Raw genomic sequence first — 26422 nt, forward strand, 5'->3', positions numbered from 1 at the left:
ATGACTGCTCCGATCCTGCGCCGCTTGTCTGAGTTGCGCGCCCAGACAGGTGACTGGCGCCGCAATGGTGAAACCATCGGCCTGGTGCCGACCATGGGTGCGCTGCATGCAGGCCATCTGTCGCTGGTGGAGGCCGCCAAACAGGCCTGCGACCGCGTGATCGTGACCATCTTCGTGAACCCCAAGCAGTTCAACAACCCGGAGGATCTGGCGAACTACCCGCGCACCGAACTTGAGGATGCCGACAAGCTCGCCCCCTACGGTGTTGACCTGATCTATGTCCCGGACCCGGATCAGATCTACCCCGACGGCTATGCCACCAACGTCTCTGTCGGCGGCAGCATCACCGCGGTGATGGAAGGCCCGTTCCGACCCGGCCATTTTGATGGCGTCGCCACAGTGGTTGCCAAGCTGTTCCTGCAGACCAGCGCGGACAAGGCGTTTTTTGGCCAGAAAGACTACCAGCAGCTGATGGTGGTGACCCGCATGGCCCGCGATCTGGATATCCCGATTGAGGTGATCGGCTGCGAGACCGTGCGCGAGCCTTCTGGCCTTGCCATGTCTTCCCGCAACCTGCGCCTGTCGGAGGAGGCTTTGGCCAAGGCCGCGGCCCTTAATGCCGCGATGCGCGAAGCTGCCGCCAAGGCGTCCGAGGGCGATTCCTGGGCGCCACTGGAGGCCGCCGCGCGGCAGGCACTGGCAGAGGCCGGTTTCGGTGATGTGGAATACTTCGACCTGCGCTGCGCCGAAACGCTGGAGGCGCTGGAGACTCCAACCCGTCCCGCCCGCCTGCTGGCCGCGGCCTGGATGGATGGCATCCGCTTGATCGACAATATCGCAGTTCATCAACTAAATTTTTAGTAGGGGCTGGTAGCGGTAGCACTTTTACGTTTATTGTCCCCGGTCAGAGGAGACTGGAGGGCAGCCGATGACCTATATTCTGGCAATTGATCAGGGCACCACGTCGACCCGGGCAATCCTGTTTGATGCAGGGATGCAGGTCGCGGGCACCGCGCAGCAGGAGTTCACCCAGCATTACCCGCAAGCGGGCTGGGTGGAACATGACCCGGAGGAGATCTGGGAAACCACCGTCGCGGTCTGCCGCAAGGTGATGGCGGACTTAGATGTCGCCGCTTCGGATATCGCGGGCATCGGCATCACCAACCAGCGCGAAACCACCGTGGTCTGGGACAAGGCCAGCGGCAAGGCGATCCACAATGCCATTGTCTGGCAGGACCGCCGCACCGCCACGATCTGTGAAGAACTGCGGGAGGCCGGTCATGCAGAGATGGTGGCCGACCGTACCGGGTTGCTGCTCGATCCCTATTTCTCTGGCACCAAGGTGAAATGGATTCTCGACACCGTTCCGGGTGCGCGCGATCGTGCTGCGGCAGGCGATCTGCTGTTCGGCACGGTGGACAGCTTCCTGATCTGGCGTCTGACCGTCGGCGCATCGCATGTGACCGACGCCACCAACGCGGCGCGCACACTGATGTACGACATCCGCAAGGGCCGCTGGAGCCGCACCATCAGCGATCTGCTGGACGTGCCGCAGCAGATGCTGCCGGAGGTCAAGGACAGCGCCGCTGATTTCGGGACCACCGATCCGGAGATCCTGGGCGGTGCAATCCCGATCCTGGGTGTGGCCGGCGACCAGCAGGCGGCGACCATCGGCCAGGCCTGTTTCCAGCCGGGGATGATGAAATCGACCTACGGGACGGGCTGCTTTGCGCTCTTGAACACCGGGGATGAGCCGGTTGTCTCCAAGAACCGGATGCTGACCACCATTGCCTATCAGCTGGACGGCAAGCCGACCTATGCGCTGGAAGGCTCGATCTTCATCGCTGGCGCCGCGGTGCAATGGCTGCGCGACGGGCTGGGGATCATCGAACAGGCATCGGAGTCGGGCGAGCTCGCCCTGCGCGCTGATCCCGGTCAGGATGTGATCCTGGTGCCCGCCTTCACCGGCCTCGGCGCGCCCTATTGGGAGCCGGAATGCCGCGGCGGCATGTTCGGCCTCACCCGCAACTCCGGCCCGGCGGAGTTTGCCCGTGCCGCGCTGCAAAGCGTCGCCTACCAGACCCGCGACCTCTATGAGGCGATGCGCGCCGACTGGGAGGACGACAGCCACCACACCGTGACCCTGCGCGTCGACGGCGGCATGAGTGCCAGCGACTGGACCATGCAGAGCCTGTCGGACATCCTGGGCGCCGCCGTCGACCGCCCGGTGATGCAGGAAACCACCGCGCTTGGCGCCGCCTGGCTGGCGGGTATGCGGGCCGGGATCTATCCGGATCAGACAGGTTTTGCCGACACCTGGAAGCTCGACCGCCAGTTCTCGCCGCTGATGCAGCCCGCCGCGCGGCAGGCCGCTTATGCCCGCTGGCAGCGCGCGGTGCAGGCGGTGATCGGGGTCTGACCGCTGCGGAACGGGCAGGGCGGGGTGCTCCCGCCTGTTCCGCCGCATTCATGGAATGCGCCTCACAGTTGGGCGTGGCGCCGCGCTTTGCGCGGCGTTTTCTTTTTTTGCTGAGAAGCGATGGAAGGGCAGGTCTGCCCTTCCATGCGCCTAGCCAAGTGTTTGCAGCCTAGCTGACGCGAGCGCCTGCAGGGATGGTGGCCGGGCGGGCGTTCAGCTCCTCGATGGAGAAACCCGCAATGGATTTGTACTTGGCAGCATGGGCGGCCAGTTCCGCATGCGGGATCACCTCGGTGATGTCCGCAAAGCCGCCGCCGCACAGGTCCTCGACCCGCTGCAACACGCCGTCTGGCCCGCCGCCTGCGCGGTTGGCCAGACCCACCGCAGTCGTCACCGGGCGTACCTCTGCCTCGTAGGCCTCAAGCGCTGCGGCAGTCACCCCTTGCGCCAGCAGTTTCGCGCCAATCACACGCGCGTCCACGATTGCCTGGCTGGCGCCGTTCGATCCCACCGGGTAGGTCGGATGCGCGGCATCGCCCATCAGGGTGACGTGGCCATATGTCCAGCGCGCCAGCGGGTTGCGGTCCACCATCGGGTATTCATAGACCGCCTCCGCCCCGCGGATCAGGGCCGGCACGTCGATCCAGTCGAACCGCCAGTCCTCGAAATCCGGCAGGAACTCAGTGATGTCCGCAGGCCGGTTCCAGTCTTCCTTGCGCCAGGGGGCGGAGGGATCAAAGCTCTTTTCCGCAATCCAGTTCATGGTGACACGGCCATCAGCATCCGGGGATGAGATCGGATAAGCCACCAGGCGCAGATGGTCATGGCCGATCATCGCCATGGCTGCGCCGCCCTTGAAGGCAGGGGCCCGGGTTGTCGCACGCCACAGGATGCGGCCGTTCCAGATGGGGGCGCCCTCATCCGGCACCATCTGAGCGCGCAGGGCGGAATGGATTCCGTCCGCTGCAACCACCAGAGATCCGCCGATCCGACGCCCATCCGCCAGCAGCAGCGCCGCACCGTCTTCGGTATTTTCAAACCCCGCGGCCCGCGCACCGGTCTCAACGCAGCCCGGTCCGGCGCGTTGCACCAATGTACGATGCAGCATCATCTGCAGCTCTCCCCGGTGCACCGAATACTGCGGCCAGGCATAACCCGCGCCCAGGCCGCGCGGCTCCTCCCAGATCGTCTTGCCCAGCTTGCTGTAAAACCCCAGCTGCCGGGTCCGGACACCGATGGCGTCCAGTTCCGCCTCCAGCCCCAGGTCGAACAGCTCCCGCACCGCGTTGGGCTGCAGGTTGATGCCAACCCCCATCGGTTTCAGCTCCCGCGCCGCCTCGAAGATGCGGAACGGCACTCCGATCTGATGCAGCGTCAGCCCCAGGGTCAGCCCGGCAATGCCGCCGCCGGCGATCAGGATGGACATGGTAAGTATACTCCCTATTTGCGGCGCAGATAATCACGGCGCGCAGGGCGGGGCAAGCCGTCAGGCAGGGAAAGAGGTCAGCGCCGTCCGCCGATAATCAGGTCGGGGCCAAAGATCACGTCGGCGTAATTGTGCAGGTAGATTTTCAGCCAAGGGGTGAAACGCTCAGGATGGCGGCTCACTTCGGCCAAGAGGTCGTGATAGTCGACCCAGCGGGTTTCCATCACCTCATCCGGGTTGGCGGCAATCCGCAGCGGCCGGTGGGCATGGGCCAGGAACACATCCACCGCCTCATGCTCGACCAGCCCGTTGCCGACATCGGCGCGGTATTCCAGGTGATGGCGGAATTCAGGGTAAAGGCCAGAGAGCCCCAGCTCCTCGTTCATCCGCCGCACCGCACAGGCAGAAGGCTGCTCGTCCCACATCGGGTGGGTGCAGCAGGTGTTCGCCCAGAGGCCGGGGGTGTGGTATTTCCCCATCGCCCGGCGCTGCATCAGGATTTCCACGCCTTTCACCACAAAGACGGAGACCGCCTTGTGCTTCAGACCGCGCTCGTGCGCGGCCAGCTTGTCGACCGGGGTCAGTTCACCGTTCACCCAGGCGGGGATCATGTGGCTCATGCTGTGTCCGTGACGGTTTCTTGTTCTGCGGCCTGCCGCATTTCGACAGCTTTGAAAACTACCGCTAACGTCTGCAGGCACGGAAAGCAATTACGCGAAAAGCCGCGGCCAAAATGCCGCGGCTTCACAGCCGTCAATGACGGTTTCGAAGGCTTATTCGGTGGCGGCTTCTGCGCCTTCCTCAGCAGCGGCTTTCGCTGCCGGGGCCTCTTCGGCCGGGGCCGGGCTGTGGCTGGCCAGGAAGGCAAAGATGTCCTCGCCGCCCTTCTTCAGGCGGAACGACATTTTCGACTTGGCCTTGGCATTGCCGGTTTCAGCCTGCAGGAACTTCTTGGGGTCCGCGGCAAAGGCGATGAACTTCTCCTCGTCCCACACCAGGCCGGCTTCGCCTGCCGCGACCAGGTCATCGCTGTAATTGAAGCCCTCGGCGGTGCCTGCCTGACGGCCTGCCAGGCCCCACAGGTTCGGGCCGGTCTTGCCGCCTTTGACGATCACGTCGCCTGCGTCCGACACCACCATGTGGCACGACTTGCACTTGTTGAACCCCTTCTCGCCCTTGGCCGGATCGCCTTCGGCAAAGGCAGGGGCTGCGAGGAGGCCGAAAATGACGGCGGTCATGAGAGGTTTCATATTGCTTGCTCCAGTTCTGAGTTGGCAGGTGTGACTCATGGTTTATTACCCGGCAGTGTCAACCGGCAGTTTGACGCGCATCAAAGTCCCGGCAGGAAGCTGCGGTAATTCAGGGGGCTGACCAGCAGGGCAGCAGATCATCCGGTTCAGGCCGGGCGTGATAGACCGCGCGGGCGATGGCACGGCTCAGGCACAGCGCGGCAGCGTGGCAGAGCGGCCCCAGCTCTGCGTCTGGTGCCTCCAGCTCTCTGGCGCCGGTGCTGGCGGCAAAGACCAGATCGCCGTCGCCGGGGGAATGGGCAGGCACGATGGCACGCCCGATGCCATCATGGGCGGCGGTTGCCAGCCGCTGGCATTGCGCCTTGGAGAGTGCGGCATCACTGGCGACGATGGCGATGGTGGTATTGGCGCGTTCCGGCGGCAGCGGGGCACCGCCCAGTTTCTGGATCGCCTCGATCTTGCGGCTCTGCAGGCTGCGGCCGAGGCCGCCAGCGGTGTCTGGGCCGATCCCGCCGAACTCATCGCCGATTTCGAACGGCGCGGCCCAGAAATGCCGCTCTCCCGGGGTGGTGACGGCGCCCAGCGGATTGGCGGCCACCAATGCGCCCACCGTGACACCGTTGTCCAGAACCAGCGAAGCAGAGCCCAGACCGCCCTTCAGCATCGCGGTCAGCGCACCAGTGCCGGCGCCTGCAGTGCCAAGCTCAAAATCCTCAGCCGCGGCTTCAAACGCTGCACGGCCCAAGGCGCGGTAGGGGTTCTGCTCCCAGTCCTTGTCCCCGCCATTCAGCAGGTCAAAAAGGATGGCCCCCGGCACCAGCGGCACCCGAACAGGACCCACCGGAAAGCCGCGGTCTGCCTCATGCAGCGCATCCATCACACCGGAGCAGGCGTCGAGCCCGAAGGCAGAGCCGCCAGACAGCACCAGCGCGTCGATCCTGGCGACCGATTTGTCGGGCGCCAGCAGATCGGTCTCCCGTGTGCCCGGCGCGCCGCCCATCACATGCACCGAGGCAGTGAAAGGTTTGTCCGCGGTCAGCACCGTGGTGCCGGATTTCAGCGCTGCATCCTGGGCGTTGCCGACCCGCAGGCCGGGCACGTCGGTGATCAGGTTCTTGGGGCCGGGGAGCATGGCGGGATGTCCTTATTCCTGGGGAGCACGCTGGCGCGTGCTGCCTCCGGCGGGAGTATTTGCCTCAAAGAAGAAATGAAGCGTTCATTTTGACCCAAGCCTCAACTTGGCGGCAACCAATTCGTCTGCATAGTTTTTCGACAGAACTGCTGGCAGGCTCTTCTCTAGCTGTGCTTCAAGATCAAAGAGACTTTGCTGTTCGCATTCGTCCAGCTTGGCGGCCAATAATTCAGCTTCATTAAGTTTCGCGGCAGCTTCAAAAAGGACAAGTGCCTCATCCAATGTAAAAGCTATGGATATCTTGTCAGTCGGCATCGCGTGACCTCAGCGTAAAACAAAAAGCGTTAAATGCAGCGCCCTCCGTCCACTTCCATGGCGACGCCGGTGACCATGCTGGCCTCATCCGAGCACAGGAAGCAGGCTGCATTGCCCATGTCCTCCGGCGTTGAAAACCGGCCGATCGGAATGGTGGACAGGAACTTGGCGCGCATTTCCGGGGTGTCCTCGCCCATGAAGGATTTCAGCAGCGGCGTTTCCCCTGCCACCGGGTTGATCGCGTTGACCCGCACCCCATACGGGGCCAGTTCCACCGCCATGGTCTTGGTGGCGGTGATCATCCAGCCCTTGGAGGCATTGTACCAGTTGAGGTTGGGGCGCGGCGACACGCCGGCGGTGGAGGCCACGTTCAGGATTGCGCCACGCCGGTTGGCCTTCATATGCGGCACCAGGGCGCGGGCGGTCAGGTAGACCGATTTCACGTTGACGCCCAGCACCCGGTCGAAATCCGCCTCGCTGATCTCCTCCAGGGGGCTGGGCAGATGGGTGACGCCGGCATTGTTCACCAGGATATCCAGCTGCCCGAAGGCTGCGAGTGCTGCCTCTGCCATCGCGTTTACCGAAGTGCTGTCCGAAACATCCACGGTTTGCGCGATGGCATTGCCGCCATGCTCAGCGGCCATCGCTTCCGCGGCTGCCCCGTTGATATCGGCAATCATCACCCGGGCGCCTTCAGACAGGAATTTGCGCACAATGCCTGCACCAAAGCCCGAAGCGCCGCCCGTCACGATGGCGGTTTTACCAGCAAGCCGCATGATCTGATCCTCCCGGTTGTTTGCGTCAGCATGGGCCGCGCGCGCACCGGGTGCAATCCCCGGAAAGGGGCCGGATCAATCCGGGTCGATCTTACCGCGCGTCGCTTTCAGTTCGCCGCGCTGCTTCTTGGCGTCCAGCCGCCGCCGGACAGAACCGCGGGTGGGTTTGGTGGCAATCCGCCGCTTCGGCGCCACCAGCGCCTTGCGCACCAGCTCTGCCAGCCGCTCGCGCACGATCTCGCGGTTTCTTTGCTGCGAGCGGGTCTCGTCGCATTGCAGGATGATCGCGCCTTCCTTGGTCCAGCGGCGGCCTGCCAGCCGCTTCAGCCGCGATTTGACCGCGGGCGCCAGCGCGGGTGAGCGCTCGGCCTCGAACCGCAGCTCCACCGCGGTGGCCACCTTGTTCACATTCTGCCCGCCGGGCCCCGAGGCGCGGATGAAGCTCTCGGTCATTTCCCAGTCCTGCAGGGTGATTTTCTCGTTGATGCGGATCATGGTTTCGATGGTTTGCGGCCGGGGTACTTAAATGGGATCTTAAAATCGAAAGGGCTGTTCCACACGCGGGGAACAGCCCTTCGAGATGATAGGAGGTGCACCGGTTAGGTCAGCACCAATTCAGTGATCTATACGTACCAAGGGCTGCCTCGGCCGCACTCCTTCTGAACTGTTCCGGCACTGCTCTCCATAGCTTCTCTAGACAATGGGCACCTCCTTTCTGATGTTTCGTGTAAGCCCAGCCTGCCACAGATTCGGCAGATGTCAAAACAAAATCATGTGGTCTTTGCGGAGAGCTTACGCACGATGATGCGGAAGGGCACAAGCGCGAGCAATGCCAGCGACAGTTTCACCAGCCAGTCGGCGAAGGCCAGCGAGACCCAGTAGGGCACCACCGGCCCCTGTCCGATCAGGGGCAGCATGTCGCCCGCCCAGGACACATCATTGGCGGGTTCGATCCACACCAGCGAGACGGAGAAGGCGACGGTGAAGAAGATCGCAGTATCCACGGTTGAGCCGATCAGGGKGGAGGCCAGCGGCGCCCGCCACCATTTCCCTGCGCGCAGGGCGGAGAAGATGGCGACGTCCAGCATCTGTGCGGTCAGGAAGGCGAGGCCGGAGCCAAGTGCGATGCGCAGGGTCACCGCCGGGTAGGTGAAGCCATCGCCCTGCAGCATGATCTGCGTGCCGATCAGCGAGCAGATCACCCCGGTGATAAAGCCCGCCACCACAACCTTGCGCGCGGCGGCAGCGCCATAGACGCGGTTCATCACATCGGTAACCAGAAAAGCCACCGGATAGGTGAAGGCGCCCCAGGTCAGCCAGTTGCCGAACAGGAATTGCACGAGGACGTTGGAGGCCACCACCACGGCGGCCATGGCAAGAATGCCGGGAATATGCGAGCGGGTCATGCGCGGGATCCGTTTGTTTCGGGGCCGCAGAGAGGGTTTCGCTGCGGCAAAAGACCGGCCCCTTTAAACTGCACGCGCCTGTTTCGCAAGGTTTTGGCTGGCAGGAACAGGGGGAGCCTCCCGCCCGCGCCGGGTGCCTTCTGCGAAGACCCCCTTGCGGTTGGGTGTGGCGCCGCTGGCGCGGCGCAGGGGCTGTTTCAGCGCGGCAGGGCGTATTCCACCAGTTCGGTGCGCTGCAGCGGCAGGAAATTGTCGTCGGAGACCATAGTGGCGAACATCCGGCCACCCGCGTCGGCCCAGACTGAAAGGCCTTCGAGATTGTCATGGGTGCCAGGGCCGGTTTGCAGCAGCATGGTTTCATTCACCGGGCCGGCGGCGGTGATATCCCAGCGCCGCAGCCGGCTGCGGAAGCCGAGCAGTGTCAGGTCGCGCTCTAGCAGGTAAAACCGGCCGTCTGGGCCGAAATCCGCATCCACCGGCAGGAAGCCGCCGCGCGGCGGCAGGCTGAAGGGCCGGCTCCAGCGGCTGCCGTTCCAGCGCCAGACCGGAATCTGGCCCTGTCTGTCAAAGGCGCGTTCCGGCAATGTGTAGAGATAGCCGCGGGCATCGATTGCCAGCGTCTCCAGCGACTTGTTGAGCGGCAGCTTGCGGAACGCCTTGGGCCGCGGCAGCACCTTGGCGCGGCTGTCGGGGCGGCGGTAGCGGGCGACCCGCGCGGCGCCCTCAAAGGAGATGTAACGGCTGCCGTCCGGCGCGACGGCCAGGCCCTCGCTGTCGCCGGCAAAGCCTGTCAGCACCTTGCCGGAGGAGGCGCGCAGCCCGTGCGCCGTATGTGCCGTCACGCCGGAAATAAGCCCGTCCTTGCGCTGAAGACTGGTTGTCACCAGTGTGGCCCGGTCGCTGAGAACCGTCATTTCCCGTCCGCCCGCGCTGATTTTCAGCGCCGAAAAGCCGCCGAACCAGGACTGTTTCAGCTTCCAGGTGTAGCTGCCCAGAAATTGCGCCTTGCTGATTACCGGTGCCGGGCGGCTGGCCGCAAAGGCCGCCGCTGCCAGCCCGGCGGCGGCGGCAAAAGCCAGGGTCAGTTTGATTGCAGAACGGCGGCGCATTGCTGGGGCAGATCCGAAAGGGTGTAATCCCGTCTCGGTTTAGGCTTTGGCGCGTTCGGGTCAACCGGTTTCGGCGGCGGCGGGTTCAAAATGTCATTGACCCAGCGCTGTGCATCAGCGCAGCCGTCGCCCTTGGGCGGGGCCGCCTGGTCGACACAGCCGCGGGCGCCGCGCGGGCAATTCAGCCGCACATGGAAGTGGTAGTGATGCCCCCACCAGGGCCGGATCTTACGCAGCCAGCGGCGGTCGCCCTTTTCGTCATTGCACATCTGCACCTTGGCGCCGGGAAAGACGAAGATCCGCGCCACCCGCTTGTCCTGCGCTGCGGCTTTCAGGATCTCGTGGTGGGCACGGGTCCAGCTCGCGTTCACATAGGCGCCCTTGGCCCGGCGCATGGAGATCGAAGAGATGTTCTCCCGCGCGCTGCGGCTGAGGTTCAGACGGTCCGGCGGCCGCATCCAGATGTCGATATCCAGGCCGATCTGATGGCTGCGGTGGCCCGACAGCATCGGCCCGCCGCGCGGCTGGCTGATGTCGCCGATATACAGCCCCTTCCAGCCGCGCTGTTTCGCGGCCGCGCGGCTCAGGTCCTTGACGAAATCAATCGCGGCGGGGTGGCCCCAGTTGCGGTTGCGGCTGAGGCGCATTGCCTGCCAGGTGGGGCCGGTCTCGGGCAGCTGCTCAGCACCGGCGACGCAGCCCTTGGCATAGGAGCCGAACGGCGCGGGTTTCTGCTGCGAGGCGCTCGGCTTGGCCCCGAACAGCGCCTTGGCGGGGGTCTGCGCGCTTGCCGGAACACTTAATCCCGCAACCGCCAGACAGATGGCAAGTAACAGTCTCAACCCTGATCTCCTTCTCCTTGAACCCAGATTAACAGTACCAATCCGATCAGAAACAGGCCGATGACCGGGGTGATCCCCAGCCGGGCGCTGCCGGTGACAGTTGTTGCAACGCCGATCAGCATCGGCGCCAGAAAGGCGGTGGCGCGCCCCGACAGCCCGTAAAGTCCAAAGCTCTCGGTCGCTTTGGCAGGGTCGGTGTGGCGCACCATCAGGCTGCGGCTGGCCGATTGCAGGATGCCGCCAAAGCCGCCAATCAGCACGCCGCAGCCAAAGAACACCGCATCCGGCAGTTTTGACCCTTCGGGCAGGGTGATGCCAAATATCTGCTCGCGCGACATGCTGACGATGGTCAGGCAGACCAGGCTCAGCACCAGAATAGAGAGGATGATCACCGGCTTCGGCCCGTACTTCCGGTCCGCCTTGCCGCCGGCCCAGCAGAAGATCGTGGCGGCCAGCGCCGCAACGATGCCAAAGACGCCAATGAGGGTGATCTGCCAGCCCAGCACCAGCTTGGCGTAGACCCCGCCAAAGCCGTAAAGCCCGTTGAGCGCATCGCGGTACAGCATGGAGGAGCCAAGATAGCTGGCGAGGCTGACCCGGTTGCGCAGATTCTTCATTGATTGCACCACCAGCGCCACCGCCTGTCCCACGGTGCCGCGCCGGCCGGTGGCGCGGCCTTCGCGCACCCACAGGAAATAAGGGATCATGAAAACGGCGAACCACAGTGCGGTGAAGGGCCCGACCGCGCGGGTGCCCTCGCGCGCCTCAGCGTCCAGGCCGAACAGCGGGCTGAGGCCGATCAGGGTCTTGCCGCTGGCCTGCTCGACAAACAGCAACAGCATGATGAACAGCGAAATCACTCCGCCGAGGTAGCCAAAAGCAAAGCCGGAGCCGGAGACATTGCCAACATCCTCCTTGCTGGCCAGCGACGGCAGCTGCGCGTTGACGAAGATCAGCGCAAACTCTGCCCCGATGAAGCCGAAGCCAAAGCTGATCAGCATCCACCACAGGTTGCTGCCGCCCGGGTCCATGTACCACAGCCCCCAAGCACCGATCAGATACATTAGCGAGAACATCATGATCCAGGGCCGCCGCCGGCCGGAGATATCGGCCAGTGCCCCCATGAACGGCGCGCCGAAGCCGATGATCAACCCGGTAACGGTCAGGCAAAGCGACCAGATGGTCTGCGCCTGCGCTTTGGCGGCCTCATCCGCCAGTCCCTGGCCAATGAAATGCTCAGCCGCAACGGCGGCAAAGAACGGGCTGAAAACAAAGGTGACCAGCAGGGTGTGATAAGGCTGGCTGGCCCAGTCGAAGAACCACCACCCCCAGATGCGCTTGCGCATGGATACCTGCTGCATGCCCGCCCTCTTGTTATCGGGGCGCAGGAGTTACGGGTCTGCACCCTCTTGCCTTCAGGTATGGCAGGCGGGCAGGGGCCTAGGCAAGCCCGTCCTGCATCGGCGGCCAGGGCCGGCCGCCATCCGCCGCGCACCAGTCCTTGATCCAGCAGGGCAGCTCGGGTGAGGCTTCCGCATCCTGCCCCAGCGCCGCCAGCACTTTTTCAGGCGGCACGATGCCGTTGCGGTCCGTCACCGCAGTGCGCAGCATCACATGGCTGGCGCAGTCGCCGCTCTTCTTCCACATCGACTGCTCGACATAAATGAATTTCTCGTCCCAGCCCGCGGTGCGGCTGCGCATCTCGAACTTCTCGAAGCCGCGGATGCGGCGACGGTAGCGGACAGAGGACCCCGCCACCGTCAGCCCCCAGCGCTGCTGCCGCAGGCAGCGGATCAGCCCCACCCGCTGCGCCAGCATGGTGCGCCCAAGATCATAGAGCGTCATGGTGCGGCCGTTGTTCAGCTCCATCCACATGTCCAGGTCCCAGGGCCAGCAGATGTGGCTGGAGACATGCATGCCGGTGATCGGCAGCGGCTCCATCCGGCTGGCCAGAACGGTATCCTTGATCAGGCGGAATATCGGGTACATCGGCGCGCGCTCCATGTTGGCATGTGCCCGTGATGCCACCCGTTTACAGCGCGTCAACCGCAACCTCGCGGAAGCCTTGCGCATTTCGCTGCGTCTGCTTACCTGTGAGGCTGTTCGAAAGAGGGAAATACCGATGGTCTCGCTGTTCCAAATCCTGATGCTGATCCTGGACGTGGTCTGGTTCTTCATCATTGCCCATGTGATCATGAGCTGGCTGATCAACTTCCAGGTCTTGAACCTGCACCAGCAGCTGGTGGGACAGATCTGGTACGGCCTGAACCGGATCCTGGAGCCGCTTTACGCGCCGGTGCGCCGTATCCTGCCCAACATGGGCGGCATTGACCTGGCACCGCTGGCGGTGCTGATCGGCGTCTATGCGCTGCGCATCATCCTGGTGAACAACGTCTCGGCGTTCTATTGATCTGAAAATCTCCGGCCCGGCATTTCCTGCCGGGCTTTTTATCTGCGGGCCTTGCCGCCCCATGCCGCCTGTGGGATTGTGCCTGCCAAGCAAGAGCAGCACTGACCACGAGGCCCTCCGCCCCCATGACGGATATGACCGCCCTGACCGGCGCGACTCCCATTCTGCGCGAGATTTTCGGCTTTGACGCCTTCCGCCCGGGGCAAGAGGAGATCGTCGACGCCGTGACCGCCGGGGAAAACGTGCTGGCGATCATGCCCACCGGCGGCGGCAAGTCTCTGTGCTTCCAGCTGCCCGCGCTGCTGCGCGACGGCATTACAGTTGTCATTTCACCCCTGATTGCGCTGATGCGCGACCAGGTCCGCGCCCTGCAGGAGGCCGGCGTCAACGCGGGCGCCCTCACCTCCGGCAACACCGATGAAGAGACCGAACAGGTCTGGGAAGCGATCGAGGCGGGCCGCCTGAAACTCCTCTACATGGCGCCGGAACGCCTCGCCTCCGGTGCGGCCATGGGGATGCTGCGCCGCATCGGCGTCAGTTTGATTGCGGTGGACGAGGCGCACTGCGTTAGCCAGTGGGGCCATGATTTCCGCCCCGATTACCTGCGCATCGGCGAGCTGCGCCGCGCCCTGGACGTGCCGCTGGCGGCCTTCACAGCCACCGCCGACCAGGAAACCCAGGAAGAAATCGTCCAGAAACTGTTCGACGGCGAGGCCCCCCGCAGCTTCCTGCGCGGCTTTGACCGGCCCAACATTCACCTCGCCTTCGGTGCTAAGGATAGCCCCCGCCGCCAGATCCTGGAGTTCGCCGCCGCCCGCAAGGGCCAGTCCGGCATCGTCTACTGCGGCACCCGCGCCAAGACAGAGGCGCTGTCTGCTGCGCTGCGCGAAGCAGGCCATTCCGCCTGTTTCTACCATGGCGGCATGGAGGCTGAGGACCGCCGCATCGTCGAAACCCGTTTCGCGCGCGAGGATGGCCTGATCGTGGTCGCCACCGTCGCCTTCGGCATGGGCATCGACAAGCCCGACATCCGCTGGGTCGCCCATGCCGACCTGCCCAAAAGCATCGAAGCCTACTACCAGGAAATCGGCCGCGCGGGCCGCGATGGCGCGCCTGCCGAAACACTCACCCTGTTCGGCCCCGACGACATCCGCCTGCGCCGCGCCCAGATCGACGAGGGCCTCGCCCCGCCGGAACGCCGCGCCGCCGATCATGCCCGGCTGAATGCCCTGCTGGGGTTGGCCGAGGCGCTGCACTGCCGCCGCCAGAAACTGCTCGGCTATTTCGGCGAAGAGGCAGAGCCTTGCGGTAATTGCGACCTCTGCGACACGCCCGCCGATGTATTCGACGGCACCACCGTGGTGAGGAAGGCGCTGTCAGCCGTGCTGCGCACAGAGGAGTGGTTCGGCTCCGGCCATTTGATCGACATCCTCTTGGGCGCCGACAACGAACGGATCCGGGCCAAGCGCCATGACGAACTGTCGGTCTACGGCTGCGGCAAGGAGTTCGGCAAACGCCAGTGGCAAGCGGTGTTCCGGCAGATGATGGGCCACGACCTCTTGCGCCCCGACCCCGAACGCCACGGCGCCCTGCGTTTTACCGAGGCCGCGCTGCCGATCCTGCGCGGTGAGCAGTCGATCGACCTGCGCCGCGACACCATCAAATCCGCAGACCGCCGCCCGGCGGTCAAGGCGCTGGTCTCCGAGGAGGACGCGCCGCTCTTGTCCGCCTTGAAGGCCAAGCGCCGGGCGCTGGCCGAGGCGCAGAAAGTGCCGGCCTATGTGATCTTCCCCGACCGCACCCTGATCGAGATGGCAGAGATGCGCCCGGGAACCCTCGACCAGATGGCCCGCATCAACGGCGTCGGGGCCAAGAAGCTGGAACGCTACGGCGATGATTTCCTGGGCGTGATCACCGGCGCGGCGGAGCACGTGCACCCGGCGCGCCGCAAACTTGCCGGCCGTGAATCCGGCTCCGTTTACGACGGGCTGCTGGAGGTGCAGGCACAGCTGGCCCGCGGCGAATGCGGCACCCTGAAACCGCTCACCTGTTCGGCCTCGCTTCTGGCCAAGGTGGCGCAGCTGCGCGCAGGCGACGAGGCCGGCATCACAAGGCTGTTAGGAGAGCGCCGCGCCGAACGTTTCGCCTCGGCGTTTCTGGACGTCCTGCGCGGCGCGGGCTAGGGTCGCGCCAAGGATAGAAGGGGGCAGATATGCTGGTAGTGACCTCTCCGGCCAAGAAGCTGGACTGGGCGGAACGGGATCAGGAAATGACCTGGCCCGCGCTGCATGACGACGCGGTGGAACTGGCCGAAGTGGCCCGCAAACAATCCGTGGCGGATCTGATGAAGCTGATGCACATCAGCGAGGATCTGGCCAAGCTGAACCATGCGCGGTTTCAGGAGTTTGCCGCCGATCCCAAAACAGACGCCACCCGCCCGGCGGCGCTGGCCTTTGCCGGTGACACTTACCAGGGGCTGGAGGCCGCCTCGCTGGACGCCGATGAAATGGTCTGGGCGCAGGAGCACTTCCGCATCCTGTCGGGCCTCTACGGCGTGCTGCGCCCGCTGGACGCGATGCAGCCCTACCGGCTGGAGATGGGTTCGCGCCTCAAGAACCCGCGCGGCAAGAACCTCTATGAGTTCTGGGGCAGCAAGATATCGGAGGCGCTGAATGCGCAGGCAGAGGCCGTGGGCGCCGGGTTGCTGGTAAATTGCGCCAGCCAGGAATATTTCGGCGCAGTGGATCTGGCGGCGCTGAAGCTGCGGGTGGTCACACCGGTGTTCATGGAAGACAAGAACGGCACCCCCAAAGTGGTGAGCTTCTATGCCAAACGCGCCCGCGGCGCGATGACGCGTTACATCATCCAAGGCAGGCTGACGGATGCGGAGAGCCTTAAGGACTTCGATGCCGGCGGCTATGCCTACCATCCGCAGATGTCGGAGCCGGACAAACCCGTCTTCCTGCGCAAAGGCTGAGTGAGAGCGGGGCAGCTCCCGCCCGTTCCGGCACATTCACAGAATGCACCGTCCCGGTTGGGCCCGGCAGCGCGCGGAACGCGCGCTGCCGGGCCCATGGCCGCACGGAGGGTGTCTCCGGCGCAGCCGGGGCGCCCGCGGGCGCGGGAGAACCGCTGGGATGCTTAGCCGGGGCAGGCGGAGGTCAGAGGGCAACGGCTGCTGCGGCGCTTGTCCCGCGCCAGGCTCCGGTCCTTGTCCGCCGGGTCAGCCGCAGCCGGAACGCCTCAATCACTGGAGGCTAGCCTGTGCCTGCTTCGGGCGCATTGCCCGCCGCCGCGGATTGGGCGGGAGCACTCTCCGCCTCAACGGGCTGGATGCCCGCAGGCGCGTGGCTGCGGATCTGGTCGTGGATCAGCGCCTTGCGCAGCGGCTTGGTCAGGTAGTGGTCCAGCCCGGCGGCCAGTATACCCTCGGAGTCGCCTGCCATCGCATGCGCTGTCAGCGCCACCACCGGCACACGGCTGCCGGTCCCTGCTTCCAGCCTGCGGATTTCCATCGTGGCTTCCTTGCCGTCCATCATCGGCATCGAGATGTCCATGAAGATCAGATCGGGGCGGTAGGTCTTGAAGGCCTCCACCGCCTCCAGCCCGTTGTTGGCAAACTGCAGCTCGATGTTCAGCTCCTTCACGATCTTGCTGAACACCAGCTGGTTGGTCTTGTTGTCTTCCGCTGCCAGCACGCGCATTTTGCGGATCGCCGGGGCCGCGGGCGCGGCAGGAGCTGCCGGTGCTGCAGGCACCGCGGCCACTGGCGCGGGGGGCACCGGCGGCGGCGGCACGGGCGCTGCTGCTGCGGCGGCGGGAGCGGCTGCCGCGGTGCGCACATCCGGACTTGTGGTTTCGCCGCCCAGCCGGGCCAGCTGGCTGAACAGGTCATCGCGCGGGGCCGGGCTTTGCAGCACACCGCTGACCAGCTGCCGCAGATCGGACCCGATGGCGGTATGCGGGCTGGAATTCAGCAGCAGGACCGGCACCCCGGTCCAGCCGTAGGACCTGAGGTCGCGGGCCAGCTGCAAGCCGTCCAGCCCCGGCAGGTTGTGGCCGCTCAGCACCAGGCTGATACCGCCCTGCATGGCCGCAAGCGCTTCTGCCGCGGTGCCGGCCGTGGTCACCTTGAGGCCCAGCATCTGCAAATGCTTCTGCAGGATCTCGCAGTTCAGCGGCACATCGTCCACCAGCAGCACATGGCGCAGGCTTCCGGGAAGTTTCGGCAGTGTCTGCTCCGCCGCGCCGCCAACCACGGGCAGCGGCAGCCGGAAGCCGAAACAGGACCCCTTGCCCTCTTCGCTGTCGACCCAGATCTCGCCGCCCATCATCTCGATCAGCCGCTTGGAGATCGCCAGCCCCAGCCCGGTGCCTTCGAACTTGCGGTTGCGCTCATCCTCAACCTGATTGAATTCGCCGAACACATGCTCCAGCTTCTCTGCCGGAATGCCGATCCCGGTGTCCTCGATTGTGACATGCACCGCGCATTGACCGTCTTCGGGCGAGGTGATTCCGGTCACCCGCAGGGTCACATGGCCCTTCTTGGTGAATTTCACCGCATTGCCGGCCAGGTTCGTCAGCACCTGCCGGATCCGGCCCGGGTCGCCTACGAACCGCGTCGGCAGGAACAGGTCGTAATCCACCAGCAGCGCCAGACCCTTGTCGCGGGCGGTTGGCTGCAACAGCATCACCACCTCATGCAGGCTGCGCTCCAGGTCAAACTCCTGCGGATGCAGCTCCAGCTTGTCGGCCTCGATCTTGGAGTAATCCAGCACGTCGTTGATGATGACCAGCAGCGCCTCGCCCGAGTTCTTGATGGTCTTGGCATAGAGCTGCTGCTCCTCGTTCAGCTCGGTATCGTTCAGCAGCTCGGCCATGCCGACGACCCCGTTCATCGGGGTGCGGATCTCGTGGCTCATGTTGGCGAGGAAGGCGGATTTGGCGCGGTTTGCGGCCTCGGCCCGGGCACGGGCATCCTGCAGTTCCTGCTCGTAACGCACGGTCGAGGTGATATCGAGCGCCAGCGTCACCACATCGCCGCCGTGGCCGCGCTGATCGATCAGCCGCAGGTACCGCTCATCCCAGAGCTGGACCACCACCGGTTCCGGGGAATCGGACTGCCAGCGCTCTGACATCATCGCATGCCAGTCGCGGGCCTTCATGCTGCCGGTGCTGATCAGCCCCTCTTCGATCAGCAGCTCCAGGATCCGCTCATAGGTGATTCCCGGCGTGACCTCTTCCAGCCCGTCAAAGATGTTGAGGTAGGCGGTATTGGCACCGATCAGGTGCCCCGCAGCGTCAAAGAAGGCAAAGCCGTCCTGAAACGCCTGGATCGAGTGCCACAGCCGCCGCTCGGCGGTTTCGATCTTCTCATTGGCGGTGTGCAGGTCGGATTTCACCTTGGCGTTTTCGTCGCGCACGGTGGCGACCTCGGCCTGGGTCTGGCCGATCTGCTTGGTCAGTGCCAGCGCGTGGCGGCCCAGCTTGCGGTTGGCAGCGGACAGCTCAGCCTGCTTCAGCTCAAGCAGCCGTTCAGCGGCGAGCCGCGCCCGCCTTTCTTCCGCCAGTTTGTCAGCAAGGCTCATCCCTGCGAACTCCGCAATCCATCACCGCAAAAAGGCGCGCAGCAATTTCTGCGCGCAGGGCAGCCGCGCTGCTCTCTCTTTTTGTTACGCTGAGGAATCTTGCTATGACGTTAAGCCCGTGCCAGCCTGACCCCAGTATTGGAGGGTGCCATGCCGCGTCTGTTTGCTTCTGCTTTTCTATATTTTATTGCTTTTGTTACGTTTCTGCCGGCTGCTCAGGCGCAGCAGGCGGTTCCTGAGTTTGGTTACCGCTCATACGCGGATACCGATTTTTTCGGCTCTGACCTGCAACCGCTGTTTGATACAGACACCGAGTCTTGCGCCCGCGCCTGCACGGCACAAGCGGACTGTGCGGGTTTTGTCTTCAATCAGCGGGCGAACGCCTGTTTTCCAAAGTCCGCGATGGGGCAGTCCAGCCCCTATGCCGGCGCTCTGTCCGCGGTGAAACAGCCTGCCGCGCCCGGGCTGGCAGCGGCGGCTGCGCCCCGCGCTGCGCGGCTGGGTTTTCTGCCGGAACAGGAACTGCAGCGCGCGGTCGGCCTTTCCCGCACCCTGGGTCTGAACTATCCGCTGGACACCAATGACGCTGGTGAAGCCCGCGCCGCCGCCCGCAGCCTGCGGCGGGACGGCGCGCCCCTCGCTGCCCTGCGCTGGATGGCCCAGGCCGTTGTGCTGGAAGATGAGGCCGCGGATTGGACAGAATTTTCAGGATTTCTGCTGGGCGCCGCCAAGGACAGCAACAGCCGCAGCCAGCAGCGCCGCCACCGAACGCAGGCGTTTTCCGCGGCGCTGAACGGCTACCTGCGCGCCACGGAGCCCGAGGCGCAAGCCCGGGCGCTGCGCCAGGCAGCAGAGGCGGTGGAGACGCTGGGCCGCGGGCGGGACATGCTGCCGCTCCTGCATCTGGCAGAGGAGATCATTCCGCTCAAGGCCAATGCCGAACTGCTGAACTATGCGATCCGCAAATACGGCTTCCGCGTCACCTCCAGCACGGTGGAAAGCGACAGCGCCGCGCCGCGCATCTGCGCCGAGTTTTCGGAGGATCTGGAACAGGCCGGCACTGACTATGAAAACTATGTCCGCATGGGCGACGGCAGCCTGGCCGTTACCGCTCAGGGCCGCCAGCTTTGTGTGGACGGCGTGGAGCACGGCAAACGCTACCGCATCACCCTGCGCCGCGGCCTGCCTGCCGCCAGCGGCGAGCAGCTGTTGAAAGACGTGGAGCTGACCCACTATGTCCGCGACCGCTCCCCGCAGGTCCGTTTCCCGGGCCGGGCGTATGTGCTGCCCGCGGGCGGTCAGGCCGCGCTGCCGGTGGAGACGGTGAATGTCACAGACCTGGACCTGCGCCTGCGCCGGGTCAGCAGCCGCAACGTGCTGCGCACCCTGCAGGAGGGCTATTTCGCCAAGCCGCTCTCCCAGTGGGAGGATGAGCATTTCGCCGAAAATATTGCCGAGGAAATCTGGACCGGCAGCGCCGAGGTGGACACCGCCATCAATCAGGTGATGACCAGCCGCCTGCCGCTGGACGATGCGCTGACCGGGCAAAAAAAGCCGGGGCTGTACGCGCTGACTGCACGGGTGCCGGGGGCTGACCCCTATGACGATGCCGGCGCCACCCAGTGGTTCGTACTGACCGGCCTCGGCCTCAGCACCATGTCCGGCAGCGATGGCCTGCACGTTCAGGTGCAGGGGCTGCGTGATGCCAAACCGCAGGCGGGGGCCGAGGTCAGCCTGATTTCCGCGGCCAACGAGGTTCTGGCGACCGCCAGCAGCGACGCCAGCGGCTATGTGCATTTCACCCCCGGCCTCACCCGCGGTTCCGGCGGTGCAGCACCGGCGCTGATCACCGCACGGGCAGGGGAGGGCGACTTCACCTTCCTGCCCCTCAATGATGCCGCCTTTGACCTGTCGGACCGCGGCGTTTCGGGCCGTCCCGCACCGGGACCAGTGGATGTGTTCCTGGCCACCACCCGCGGCGCATTCCGCGCGGGCGAAACCGTGCATGTCACAGCACTGGCCCGGGACAGCAAAGCGCAAGCCATCGACGGCCTGCCGCTGACTGCAATCCTTTTGCGCCCCGACGGCGTGGAATACACCCGCCAGACCTCCGCCGCGGGTCATCAGGGCGGACATGTCTTTGCGCTCGCCACCGGCCCCGCCGCCCCGCGCGGCACCTGGCGGATCGAGATCAAGAGCGACCTCAAGGCCCCCGCGCTCGCCAGCCGCCAGATCCTGGTCGAGGATTTCCTGCCCGAACGCATCGACTTCACTCAGCAGGTCACCAATGCGGACAGTCTCCAGCCTGGCGCCGCTGCGCAGATCAATCTGCAAGCCGACTACTTGTTCGGTGCTCCGGGCGCTGGCCTTAAGGTGGAGGGCAGCCTCCGCCTCACCGCCGCAAACACACTGGAGCAATGGCCCGGTTTCCGCTTCGGCCGCTATGATGAACCTTTCTCGGCACAGACCGAGTATTTCGGCGGCCAGGAAACCGGCGCAGACGGCAGCGCTGTCATTGCTGCCAGCCTTCCCGCCGCCACACCGGCTGAGGGCAAGCCGCTGCTCGCCACTCTCACCACCCGCGTGGCTGACGGATCTGCCCGCCCGGTGGAGCGCTCCATGGAATTGCCGGTCCGCCCGTCCGGTCCGGTCCTTGGCATCAAACCCATGTTTGACGAGGTCGCGGCAGAAGGCTCAGAAGCCGGCTTCGAGCTCATCGCCCTGGCTCCGGACCTGACCCCGATGCCGATGCGTGTGAAATGGACCCTGAACCGGGTCGAGACCCGCTATCAATGGTATCAGCTCTACGGCAACTGGAACTGGGAGCCGATCACCCGCCGCACCCGCGTCGCCACCGGTGAGGCGCAGCTGGGCAGCGACCCGCTGCCGCTCTCCCAGCCCGTCGACTGGGGCCGCTATGAATTGGTGGTGGAACGCCTTGATGGCGCCTATGCCTCCGCCGCTTTTGACTTCTACGCCGGCTGGTATGCGCCCGAAGGCAGCACCGAGACACCCGCCCGGCTGGACCTGTCGCTGGACAGTGAAACTTATACCCCCGGCGACACCGCCCGCCTGCGCATCGTGCCGCAAGCTGCGGGCACGGCGCTGGTTTCGGTGGTCTCCAACCACCTGATCCACCGCATGGCGGTGGAGGTCCCGGCCGGCGAAACCGTGATCCCGCTGGAGGTGACGCAGGACTGGGGCAGCGGCGCCTATGTGACCGCAACCGTGATCCAGCCGGTAGCAGGCGACCGTGGCCGCACTCCTCTGCGCGCCTTGGGCCTCGCCCACGCCAGCGTCACCCAGCCCGGCCAGCAGCTGCAAGTCGCTATTGACGTCCCCGAAGTGGCCCGCCCGCGCGGCACCCAAATGGCGAAACTCCGCGTGGATGGCGCGGCGGAGGGCGAGGAAATCTGGCTGACAGTTGCCGCCGTCGACCTCGGCATCCTCAACCTCACCGGCTTCACCAGCCCCGATCCCAGCGCGCACTACTACGGCCAGCACCGCCTGGGGATGGAGCTGCGCGACGTCTATGGCCGCCTGATCGACCCCGGCAACGGCGCCATGGGCCGCATCCGTTCCGGCGGTGATGCCGACAGCGGCATGAAGATGCAATCGCCGCCGCCCACGCAGGACCTTGTGGCGCTGTTCTCCGGTCCGCTGCAGGTGGACGCCAATGGCGAGGCCGAATTCCCCCTGACGCTCCCCGCCTTCAACGGCACTGTGCGGCTGATGGCGGTTGCCTGGTCGGGCAAGGCGGTGGGACAAGCTGAAGCAGACATGCTGGTGCGCGACCCGGTTGTGGTCACCGCCTCCCTGCCGCGCTTCCTGGCGCCGGGTGATGAAAGCGGCGCAAGGATTGAAATTGTCCATGCCGACGGCCCCGCGGGTGACATGAAACTGACCGCCACCACCGCAGGCGGCCTGACGCTTGGCAGCCTGCCCGCCTCCGTCACCCTGGCAGAGCAGGGCAAGGCAGTGCTGGAGCTGCCGGTCACGGCAGAATCCGTCGGTGACCATGAACTGGCACTCACCCTCACCACCCCGGACGGACAGGACCTGCGGCAGACCCTCCGGATGCCGGTCCGCGCCAATGATCCGGTAACGTCTGAGACCCGCCGCTTCACCCTCGCAGGCGGCGACACTTTCCTGTTCAGCAAGGACGTCTTTGCAGGCCTGCGCCCCGGCACTGCCCGTGCCAACATCTCCTCCGGCCCGCTCGCCAAGTTCGACGTGCCGGGCCTCTTGGCGGAACTGGACCAGTACCCCTACGGCTGCACCGAGCAGGTCACGTCCAAGGCGCTGCCGCTCCTTTACCTCAGTTCTGTCGCCCAAGCCGCAGGGCTGGGTGACGGCCCGGCGGTGGATAAACGCATCAACGCCGCCATCCGCCAGGTGCTGACCCGCCAGGCCCCCTCCGGCGCCTTCGGCCTCTGGCGGGCTGACAGCGGCGAGTTCTGGCTCGATGCCTACGCCAGCGACTTCCTCAGCCGCGCCCGCGCCCAAGGCTACGCGGTGCCGCAGCAGGCCTTTGCCCAGGCAATGGACAACCTGCGCAACCGCATCAACTACGCCCCTGACTTCGACAGCGGCGGCGAGGAGATCGCCTATGCCCTCCTGGTGCTGGCCCGCGAAGGCGCGGCCCAGATGGGCGACCTGCGCTACTATGCGGACGTGAAGGGCGACGCCTTTGCCACCCCCCTTGCCGCCGCCCAGCTGGGCGCGGCCCTTGCGGCCTATGGCGATCAGCGCCGCGCCGACCGGATGTTTGCCCGCGCCGCGCAGATGATTGGTGCCGAGGCGCAAGATGAGGCCCGCCTCTGGCGCGCCGATTTCGGCACCCGCCTGCGTGACACGGCTGGCGTTCTGGCGCTGGCGGCAGAGGCCGGATCGGAGGCGGTGGACCGCGCCAGCCTCTCGGCGCGGCTCGCGAACGCATCCGGCCATCTCTCCACCCAGGAGTCTGCCTGGACACTGATGGCAGCCCATGCGCTCACACAAAATCCCGAGGACTCCGGCCTGCTGGTGAACGGCCAACCGGTGCAGGGGCCATTCGTGCAGGCCGCAGACGGTCAGGACATGCCGGAAATGGCGCTCACCGCCGCCAATGGCCGCACCGCGGAAATCACCCTCACCACGCTCGGCGTGCCAGAGGTCCCGCCCGCCGCGGGCGGCTTCGGCTACACGATCGAGCGCAGCTATTACTCGCTGGAGGGCCAGCCTCTGGATGCGCAGTCTGTCAGCGCAGGCGCGCGCTTCGTGGCAGTCCTGCAGGTGAAGCCGCATGAAAAGACCGGCGCGCGGCTGATGATCAACGACCCGCTGCCTGCGGGGTTCGAGATCGACAACCCCAACTTGCTGCGCTCCGGCGACCTGCGCGACCTTGACTGGCTGAACCCGGCAGAGGCTGAACACGCCGAATTCCGCAGCGACCGCTTCCTGGCGGCGTTGAATGTGCGCGACGCTTCGGCGGTGACGCTGGCCTATGTGGTCCGCGCGGTGACACCGGGCGTGTTCCACCACCCGGCCGCTTCGGTCGAGGACATGTACCGCCCCGCCTACCGCGCCCGCACGGCGGCAGGGCGTGTGGAAGTCAGGTGAGACGCCTGTTCAACAGACCTAAGGGCATTGCCCGTCCGCGGGGGGGCGAGTATCGCCCGCCCAGGGGGGCGGACGGGCGATACCCGGCCTATCGGCCAGGCAAGTGGCAAAAATGGAGCGCCTTGGTCCTAGCAGTCCTGATTGTGGGGACGTTCGCCGCGTGGCGCACTCTCGACACTTGGATAGAAAGCACGAGCCTCCCCCTCACCCTAACTGAGGTCTCCACCGAAGTCCTCGACCGCAACGGCAAGCTCCTGCGCGCCTACCCCGTGGACGACGGCCTTTGGCGCCTCGCCGTGCAGCCTGCGGATGTCGACCCGCGCTACCTCGACATGCTCCTGCGCTACGAGGACAAGCGCTTCCGCGCCCATGCCGGCGTCGACCCCACCGCCCTGATCCGTGCCGCAGGGCAGGCGCTGTGGAACGGCCGCGCCGTCTCCGGCGGCTCCACCCTCACCATGCAGGTCGCGCGCCTCCTGGAGGACGGCACCACCGGGCGCTGGTCCGGCAAGCTGCGCCAGATGCGGGTGGCGCTGGCGCTGGAGCGCCGCCTCAGCAAGGACGAAATACTCACCCTGTACCTGACCCACGCTCCCTATGGCGGCGCGGCAGAGGGTATCCGCGCCGCAACCTACAGCTGGTTCGGCAAGGAACCAAACCGCCTGACGCTCGCAGAAGCCGCGCTGCTGGTCGCCCTGCCGCAAAGCCCGGAGCGCCGCCGCCCCGACCGTTTCCCTAAGGCCGCCAGCAAAGCCCGCGACCGGGTGCTGGCGCGGATGCAGCGCCAGGGCCTCCTGAGCGAAGAACAGGCCGAGGCCGCCCGCCGCACCCCGTTGCCGCACCACATGGCCGCCTTCCCGCGCCTTGCCCCGCATCTGGCGGACCGGGTAGCGTTACGCCACCCCGGCCAGCGCCAGCTGCGCCTGACCCTCGACGGCGCGGTGCAGGCCCGGATGGAGACCCTGCTGGCAGAGGCCGCCCGAAATACTGGCCCGCACCTCTCCGCCGCCCTCATTGCCGCTGACCACCAGACCGGCGAAGTGCTGGTGATGGCCGGCTCACCCGGCTACTCCGACGCCACACGCCGCGGCTTTGTCGACATGACCCAGGCCATCCGCTCCCCCGGTTCCACCCTGAAACCGCTGATCTACGGCCTCGCCTTCGACCAGGGGCTGGCGCATCCCGAAACCCTGATCCACGACGGCCCGGTCAATTTCGCAGGCTACGCGCCGCAGAACTTCGACGGCGAATTCCGCGGCGACATAACCGTGCGCGAGGCGCTGCAACTGTCCCTCAACATCCCCGTGGTGAAACTGACGCAGGAGCTTGGCCCGGCCCGAGTGATGGCGTCCTTGCGCGCTAGCGGAGCCAATCCGGAACTGCCCGGCGGCGCACCGGGGCTGGCGTTGTCGCTGGGCGGACTTGGCATCAGCCTGCAGGATATGGTGCAGCTTTACGCCGGGCTGGCGGCAGGCGGGCAGGGGCCAAAACTGCGCCTGATGCAGGGCGAGGCACGCCAGCCCGCAGGCCGCCTCACCTCGCCCGAGGCCGCCTGGCAGGTCGCGGACATCCTGCGCGGGCTGCCGGTGCCCGCGGGCGGGCGCGCAGGCAGCATTGCCTACAAGACCGGCACGTCTTACGGCCACCGCGATGCCTGGGCGATCGGCTGGGACGGCCGCCACGTGATCGGCGTCTGGATGGGCCGCGCCGACGGCACGCCGGTGCCGGGCATCTTCGGCGGTGATCTGGCCGCGCCGGTGCTGTTTGAGGCCTTCGGGCGCCTGAAACCCGCACTTGACCCTCTGCCGCCGCCACCGCCCGCCACTCTGATCGTCAGCTCCGCAGACCTGCCGCCGCCTTTGCAGCGCTTCCGACCGCGCGACGCGGCATTCTCTGAAACTTCTGACGCGCCGGAACTGATCTTCCCGCCCGACGGCGCCCGGCTGATGCTGGAGGGCGCGGACCTGACCCTCAAACTCCGCGGCGGCACCGCGCCGTTCATGGTCATGGCAAACGGGCTGCCGGTGCTCACAGGCCAGCGCCGCCGCGAGTTCTCCCTGCCCAGCCCCGGTCCCGGCTTTTCCTCGCTGGTGATTGTCGATGGCGCCGGCCGCTCCGGCCGGGTTAACCTGCGGATAGATTGATCCC

The 26422-nt window shown here is 65.8% G+C and carries 20 protein-coding genes; 7 read left to right on the top strand and 13 right to left on the bottom strand.

Annotated elements, in window-relative coordinates:
* Together panC and glpK are read left to right on the top strand one after the other, a co-directional pair.
* Positions 1–861: a pantoate--beta-alanine ligase gene (panC, locus tag A9D60_RS18765; RefSeq protein ID WP_065269099.1), complete on the top strand. Its 861-nt coding sequence runs from the start codon at positions 1–3 to the stop codon at positions 859–861.
* 67 nt (positions 862–928) lie between these two features.
* Positions 929–2419, top strand: coding sequence for a glycerol kinase GlpK (gene glpK / locus A9D60_RS18770; RefSeq protein WP_065268999.1), 1491 nt, complete (start codon positions 929–931; stop codon positions 2417–2419).
* Positions 2420–2588: 169 nt separating this feature from the next.
* On the opposite strand, the gene A9D60_RS18775 is transcribed toward glpK, so the two are convergent.
* The 12 genes from A9D60_RS18775 to A9D60_RS18830 form a co-directional block, all read right to left on the bottom strand.
* The gene (locus A9D60_RS18775; protein ID WP_065269000.1) at positions 2589–3845 is read right to left on the bottom strand and encodes a flavin-dependent oxidoreductase; all 1257 of its coding nucleotides are present in this window, start codon (positions 3843–3845) and stop codon (positions 2589–2591) included.
* 77 nt (positions 3846–3922) lie between these two features.
* Entirely contained in the window at positions 3923–4465 is a 543-nt protein-coding gene (gene idi, locus A9D60_RS18780) for an isopentenyl-diphosphate Delta-isomerase (protein WP_065269001.1), read from the bottom strand.
* Between the two features lie 153 nt (positions 4466–4618).
* Positions 4619–5095 (bottom strand): c-type cytochrome, encoded by a 477-nt coding sequence (locus tag A9D60_RS18785; RefSeq protein WP_065269002.1) that lies wholly within the window; start codon positions 5093–5095, stop codon positions 4619–4621.
* A 109-nt stretch (positions 5096–5204) separates the two neighbouring features.
* Positions 5205–6227: a P1 family peptidase gene (locus tag A9D60_RS18790; RefSeq protein WP_065269003.1), complete on the bottom strand. Its 1023-nt coding sequence runs from the start codon at positions 6225–6227 to the stop codon at positions 5205–5207.
* Positions 6228–6311: 84 nt separating this feature from the next.
* Entirely contained in the window at positions 6312–6542 is a 231-nt protein-coding gene (locus tag A9D60_RS18795; RefSeq protein ID WP_065269004.1) for a hypothetical protein, read from the bottom strand.
* A 29-nt stretch (positions 6543–6571) separates the two neighbouring features.
* Positions 6572–7318, bottom strand: a complete 747-nt coding sequence (locus A9D60_RS18800; RefSeq protein WP_065269005.1) for an SDR family oxidoreductase — start codon at positions 7316–7318, stop codon at positions 6572–6574.
* Between the two features lie 75 nt (positions 7319–7393).
* Positions 7394–7813 (bottom strand): alternative ribosome rescue aminoacyl-tRNA hydrolase ArfB, encoded by a 420-nt coding sequence (gene arfB / locus A9D60_RS18805; RefSeq protein ID WP_065269006.1) that lies wholly within the window; start codon positions 7811–7813, stop codon positions 7394–7396.
* Positions 7814–8088: 275 nt separating this feature from the next.
* Positions 8089–8724: a queuosine precursor transporter gene (locus tag A9D60_RS18810; protein ID WP_065269007.1), complete on the bottom strand. Its 636-nt coding sequence runs from the start codon at positions 8722–8724 to the stop codon at positions 8089–8091.
* 197 nt (positions 8725–8921) lie between these two features.
* Positions 8922–9833 (bottom strand): esterase-like activity of phytase family protein, encoded by a 912-nt coding sequence (locus A9D60_RS18815; RefSeq protein ID WP_065269008.1) that lies wholly within the window; start codon positions 9831–9833, stop codon positions 8922–8924.
* Positions 9806–10675, bottom strand: coding sequence for a penicillin-insensitive murein endopeptidase (gene mepA, locus A9D60_RS18820; protein WP_065269009.1), 870 nt, complete (start codon positions 10673–10675; stop codon positions 9806–9808). The genes A9D60_RS18815 and mepA overlap by 28 nt, the downstream gene beginning before the upstream one ends.
* Positions 10672–12036, bottom strand: a complete 1365-nt coding sequence (locus A9D60_RS18825; RefSeq protein WP_065269010.1) for an MFS transporter — start codon at positions 12034–12036, stop codon at positions 10672–10674. Before A9D60_RS18825 ends, mepA begins: the two co-directional genes overlap by 4 nt.
* A gap of 79 nt (positions 12037–12115) precedes the next feature.
* Positions 12116–12664: an acyl-CoA thioesterase gene (locus A9D60_RS18830; protein ID WP_065269100.1), complete on the bottom strand. Its 549-nt coding sequence runs from the start codon at positions 12662–12664 to the stop codon at positions 12116–12118.
* 133 nt (positions 12665–12797) lie between these two features.
* On the opposite strand from A9D60_RS18830, the gene A9D60_RS18835 reads away from it, so the two are divergent.
* The 3 genes from A9D60_RS18835 (at position 12798) to yaaA (ending at position 16062) form a co-directional block, all read left to right on the top strand.
* Positions 12798–13085: a YggT family protein gene (locus A9D60_RS18835; RefSeq protein ID WP_019295027.1), complete on the top strand. Its 288-nt coding sequence runs from the start codon at positions 12798–12800 to the stop codon at positions 13083–13085.
* A gap of 125 nt (positions 13086–13210) precedes the next feature.
* Positions 13211–15268, top strand: a complete 2058-nt coding sequence (gene recQ, locus A9D60_RS18840) for a DNA helicase RecQ (RefSeq protein WP_065269011.1) — start codon at positions 13211–13213, stop codon at positions 15266–15268.
* Positions 15269–15297: 29 nt separating this feature from the next.
* The gene (gene yaaA, locus A9D60_RS18845) at positions 15298–16062 is read left to right on the top strand and encodes a peroxide stress protein YaaA (RefSeq protein WP_065269012.1); all 765 of its coding nucleotides are present in this window, start codon (positions 15298–15300) and stop codon (positions 16060–16062) included.
* Positions 16063–16342: 280 nt separating this feature from the next.
* Here the strand turns inward: yaaA and A9D60_RS18850 are convergent, their stop codons facing one another.
* Positions 16343–18673, bottom strand: a complete 2331-nt coding sequence (locus A9D60_RS18850) for a response regulator (RefSeq protein WP_065269013.1) — start codon at positions 18671–18673, stop codon at positions 16343–16345.
* Positions 18674–18823: 150 nt separating this feature from the next.
* On the opposite strand from A9D60_RS18850, the gene A9D60_RS18855 reads away from it, so the two are divergent.
* Positions 18824–24274: an alpha-2-macroglobulin family protein gene (locus A9D60_RS18855; RefSeq protein ID WP_175392986.1), complete on the top strand. Its 5451-nt coding sequence runs from the start codon at positions 18824–18826 to the stop codon at positions 24272–24274.
* A gap of 143 nt (positions 24275–24417) precedes the next feature.
* Positions 24418–26418 carry a penicillin-binding protein 1C gene (gene pbpC, locus A9D60_RS18860; RefSeq protein WP_254656735.1) on the top strand — a complete coding sequence of 667 codons (2001 nt, stop codon included), beginning with the start codon at positions 24418–24420 and terminating at the stop codon, positions 26416–26418.
* Positions 26419–26422 lie beyond the last annotated feature (4 nt).

The sequence above is a fragment of the Leisingera sp. JC1 genome, from assembly GCF_001679925.1.
GTDB lineage: Bacteria > Pseudomonadota > Alphaproteobacteria > Rhodobacterales > Rhodobacteraceae > Leisingera.

Excerpts from the sequence above, each read along its gene's own strand:
- A9D60_RS18855 (WP_175392986.1), top strand. The coding sequence starts at position 18,824 with ATGCCGCGTCTGTTTGCTTCTGCTTTTCTATATTTTATTGCTTTTGTT.
- A9D60_RS18785 (WP_065269002.1), bottom strand. The coding sequence starts at position 5,095 with ATGAAACCTCTCATGACCGCCGTCATTTTCGGCCTCCTCGCAGCCCCT.
- arfB (WP_065269006.1), bottom strand. The coding sequence starts at position 7,813 with ATGATCCGCATCAACGAGAAAATCACCCTGCAGGACTGGGAAATGACC.
- glpK (WP_065268999.1), top strand. The coding sequence starts at position 929 with ATGACCTATATTCTGGCAATTGATCAGGGCACCACGTCGACCCGGGCA.
- panC (WP_065269099.1), top strand. The coding sequence starts at position 1 with ATGACTGCTCCGATCCTGCGCCGCTTGTCTGAGTTGCGCGCCCAGACA.
- recQ (WP_065269011.1), top strand. The coding sequence starts at position 13,211 with ATGACGGATATGACCGCCCTGACCGGCGCGACTCCCATTCTGCGCGAG.
- A9D60_RS18800 (WP_065269005.1), bottom strand. The coding sequence starts at position 7,318 with ATGCGGCTTGCTGGTAAAACCGCCATCGTGACGGGCGGCGCTTCGGGC.
- A9D60_RS18790 (WP_065269003.1), bottom strand. The coding sequence starts at position 6,227 with ATGCTCCCCGGCCCCAAGAACCTGATCACCGACGTGCCCGGCCTGCGG.
- A9D60_RS18835 (WP_019295027.1), top strand. The coding sequence starts at position 12,798 with ATGGTCTCGCTGTTCCAAATCCTGATGCTGATCCTGGACGTGGTCTGG.
- A9D60_RS18815 (WP_065269008.1), bottom strand. The coding sequence starts at position 9,833 with ATGCGCCGCCGTTCTGCAATCAAACTGACCCTGGCTTTTGCCGCCGCC.
- A9D60_RS18775 (WP_065269000.1), bottom strand. The coding sequence starts at position 3,845 with ATGTCCATCCTGATCGCCGGCGGCGGCATTGCCGGGCTGACCCTGGGG.
- A9D60_RS18830 (WP_065269100.1), bottom strand. The coding sequence starts at position 12,664 with ATGTACCCGATATTCCGCCTGATCAAGGATACCGTTCTGGCCAGCCGG.
- A9D60_RS18795 (WP_065269004.1), bottom strand. The coding sequence starts at position 6,542 with ATGCCGACTGACAAGATATCCATAGCTTTTACATTGGATGAGGCACTT.
- idi (WP_065269001.1), bottom strand. The coding sequence starts at position 4,465 with ATGAGCCACATGATCCCCGCCTGGGTGAACGGTGAACTGACCCCGGTC.
- A9D60_RS18825 (WP_065269010.1), bottom strand. The coding sequence starts at position 12,036 with ATGCAGCAGGTATCCATGCGCAAGCGCATCTGGGGGTGGTGGTTCTTC.
- yaaA (WP_065269012.1), top strand. The coding sequence starts at position 15,298 with ATGCTGGTAGTGACCTCTCCGGCCAAGAAGCTGGACTGGGCGGAACGG.
- A9D60_RS18850 (WP_065269013.1), bottom strand. The coding sequence starts at position 18,673 with ATGAGCCTTGCTGACAAACTGGCGGAAGAAAGGCGGGCGCGGCTCGCC.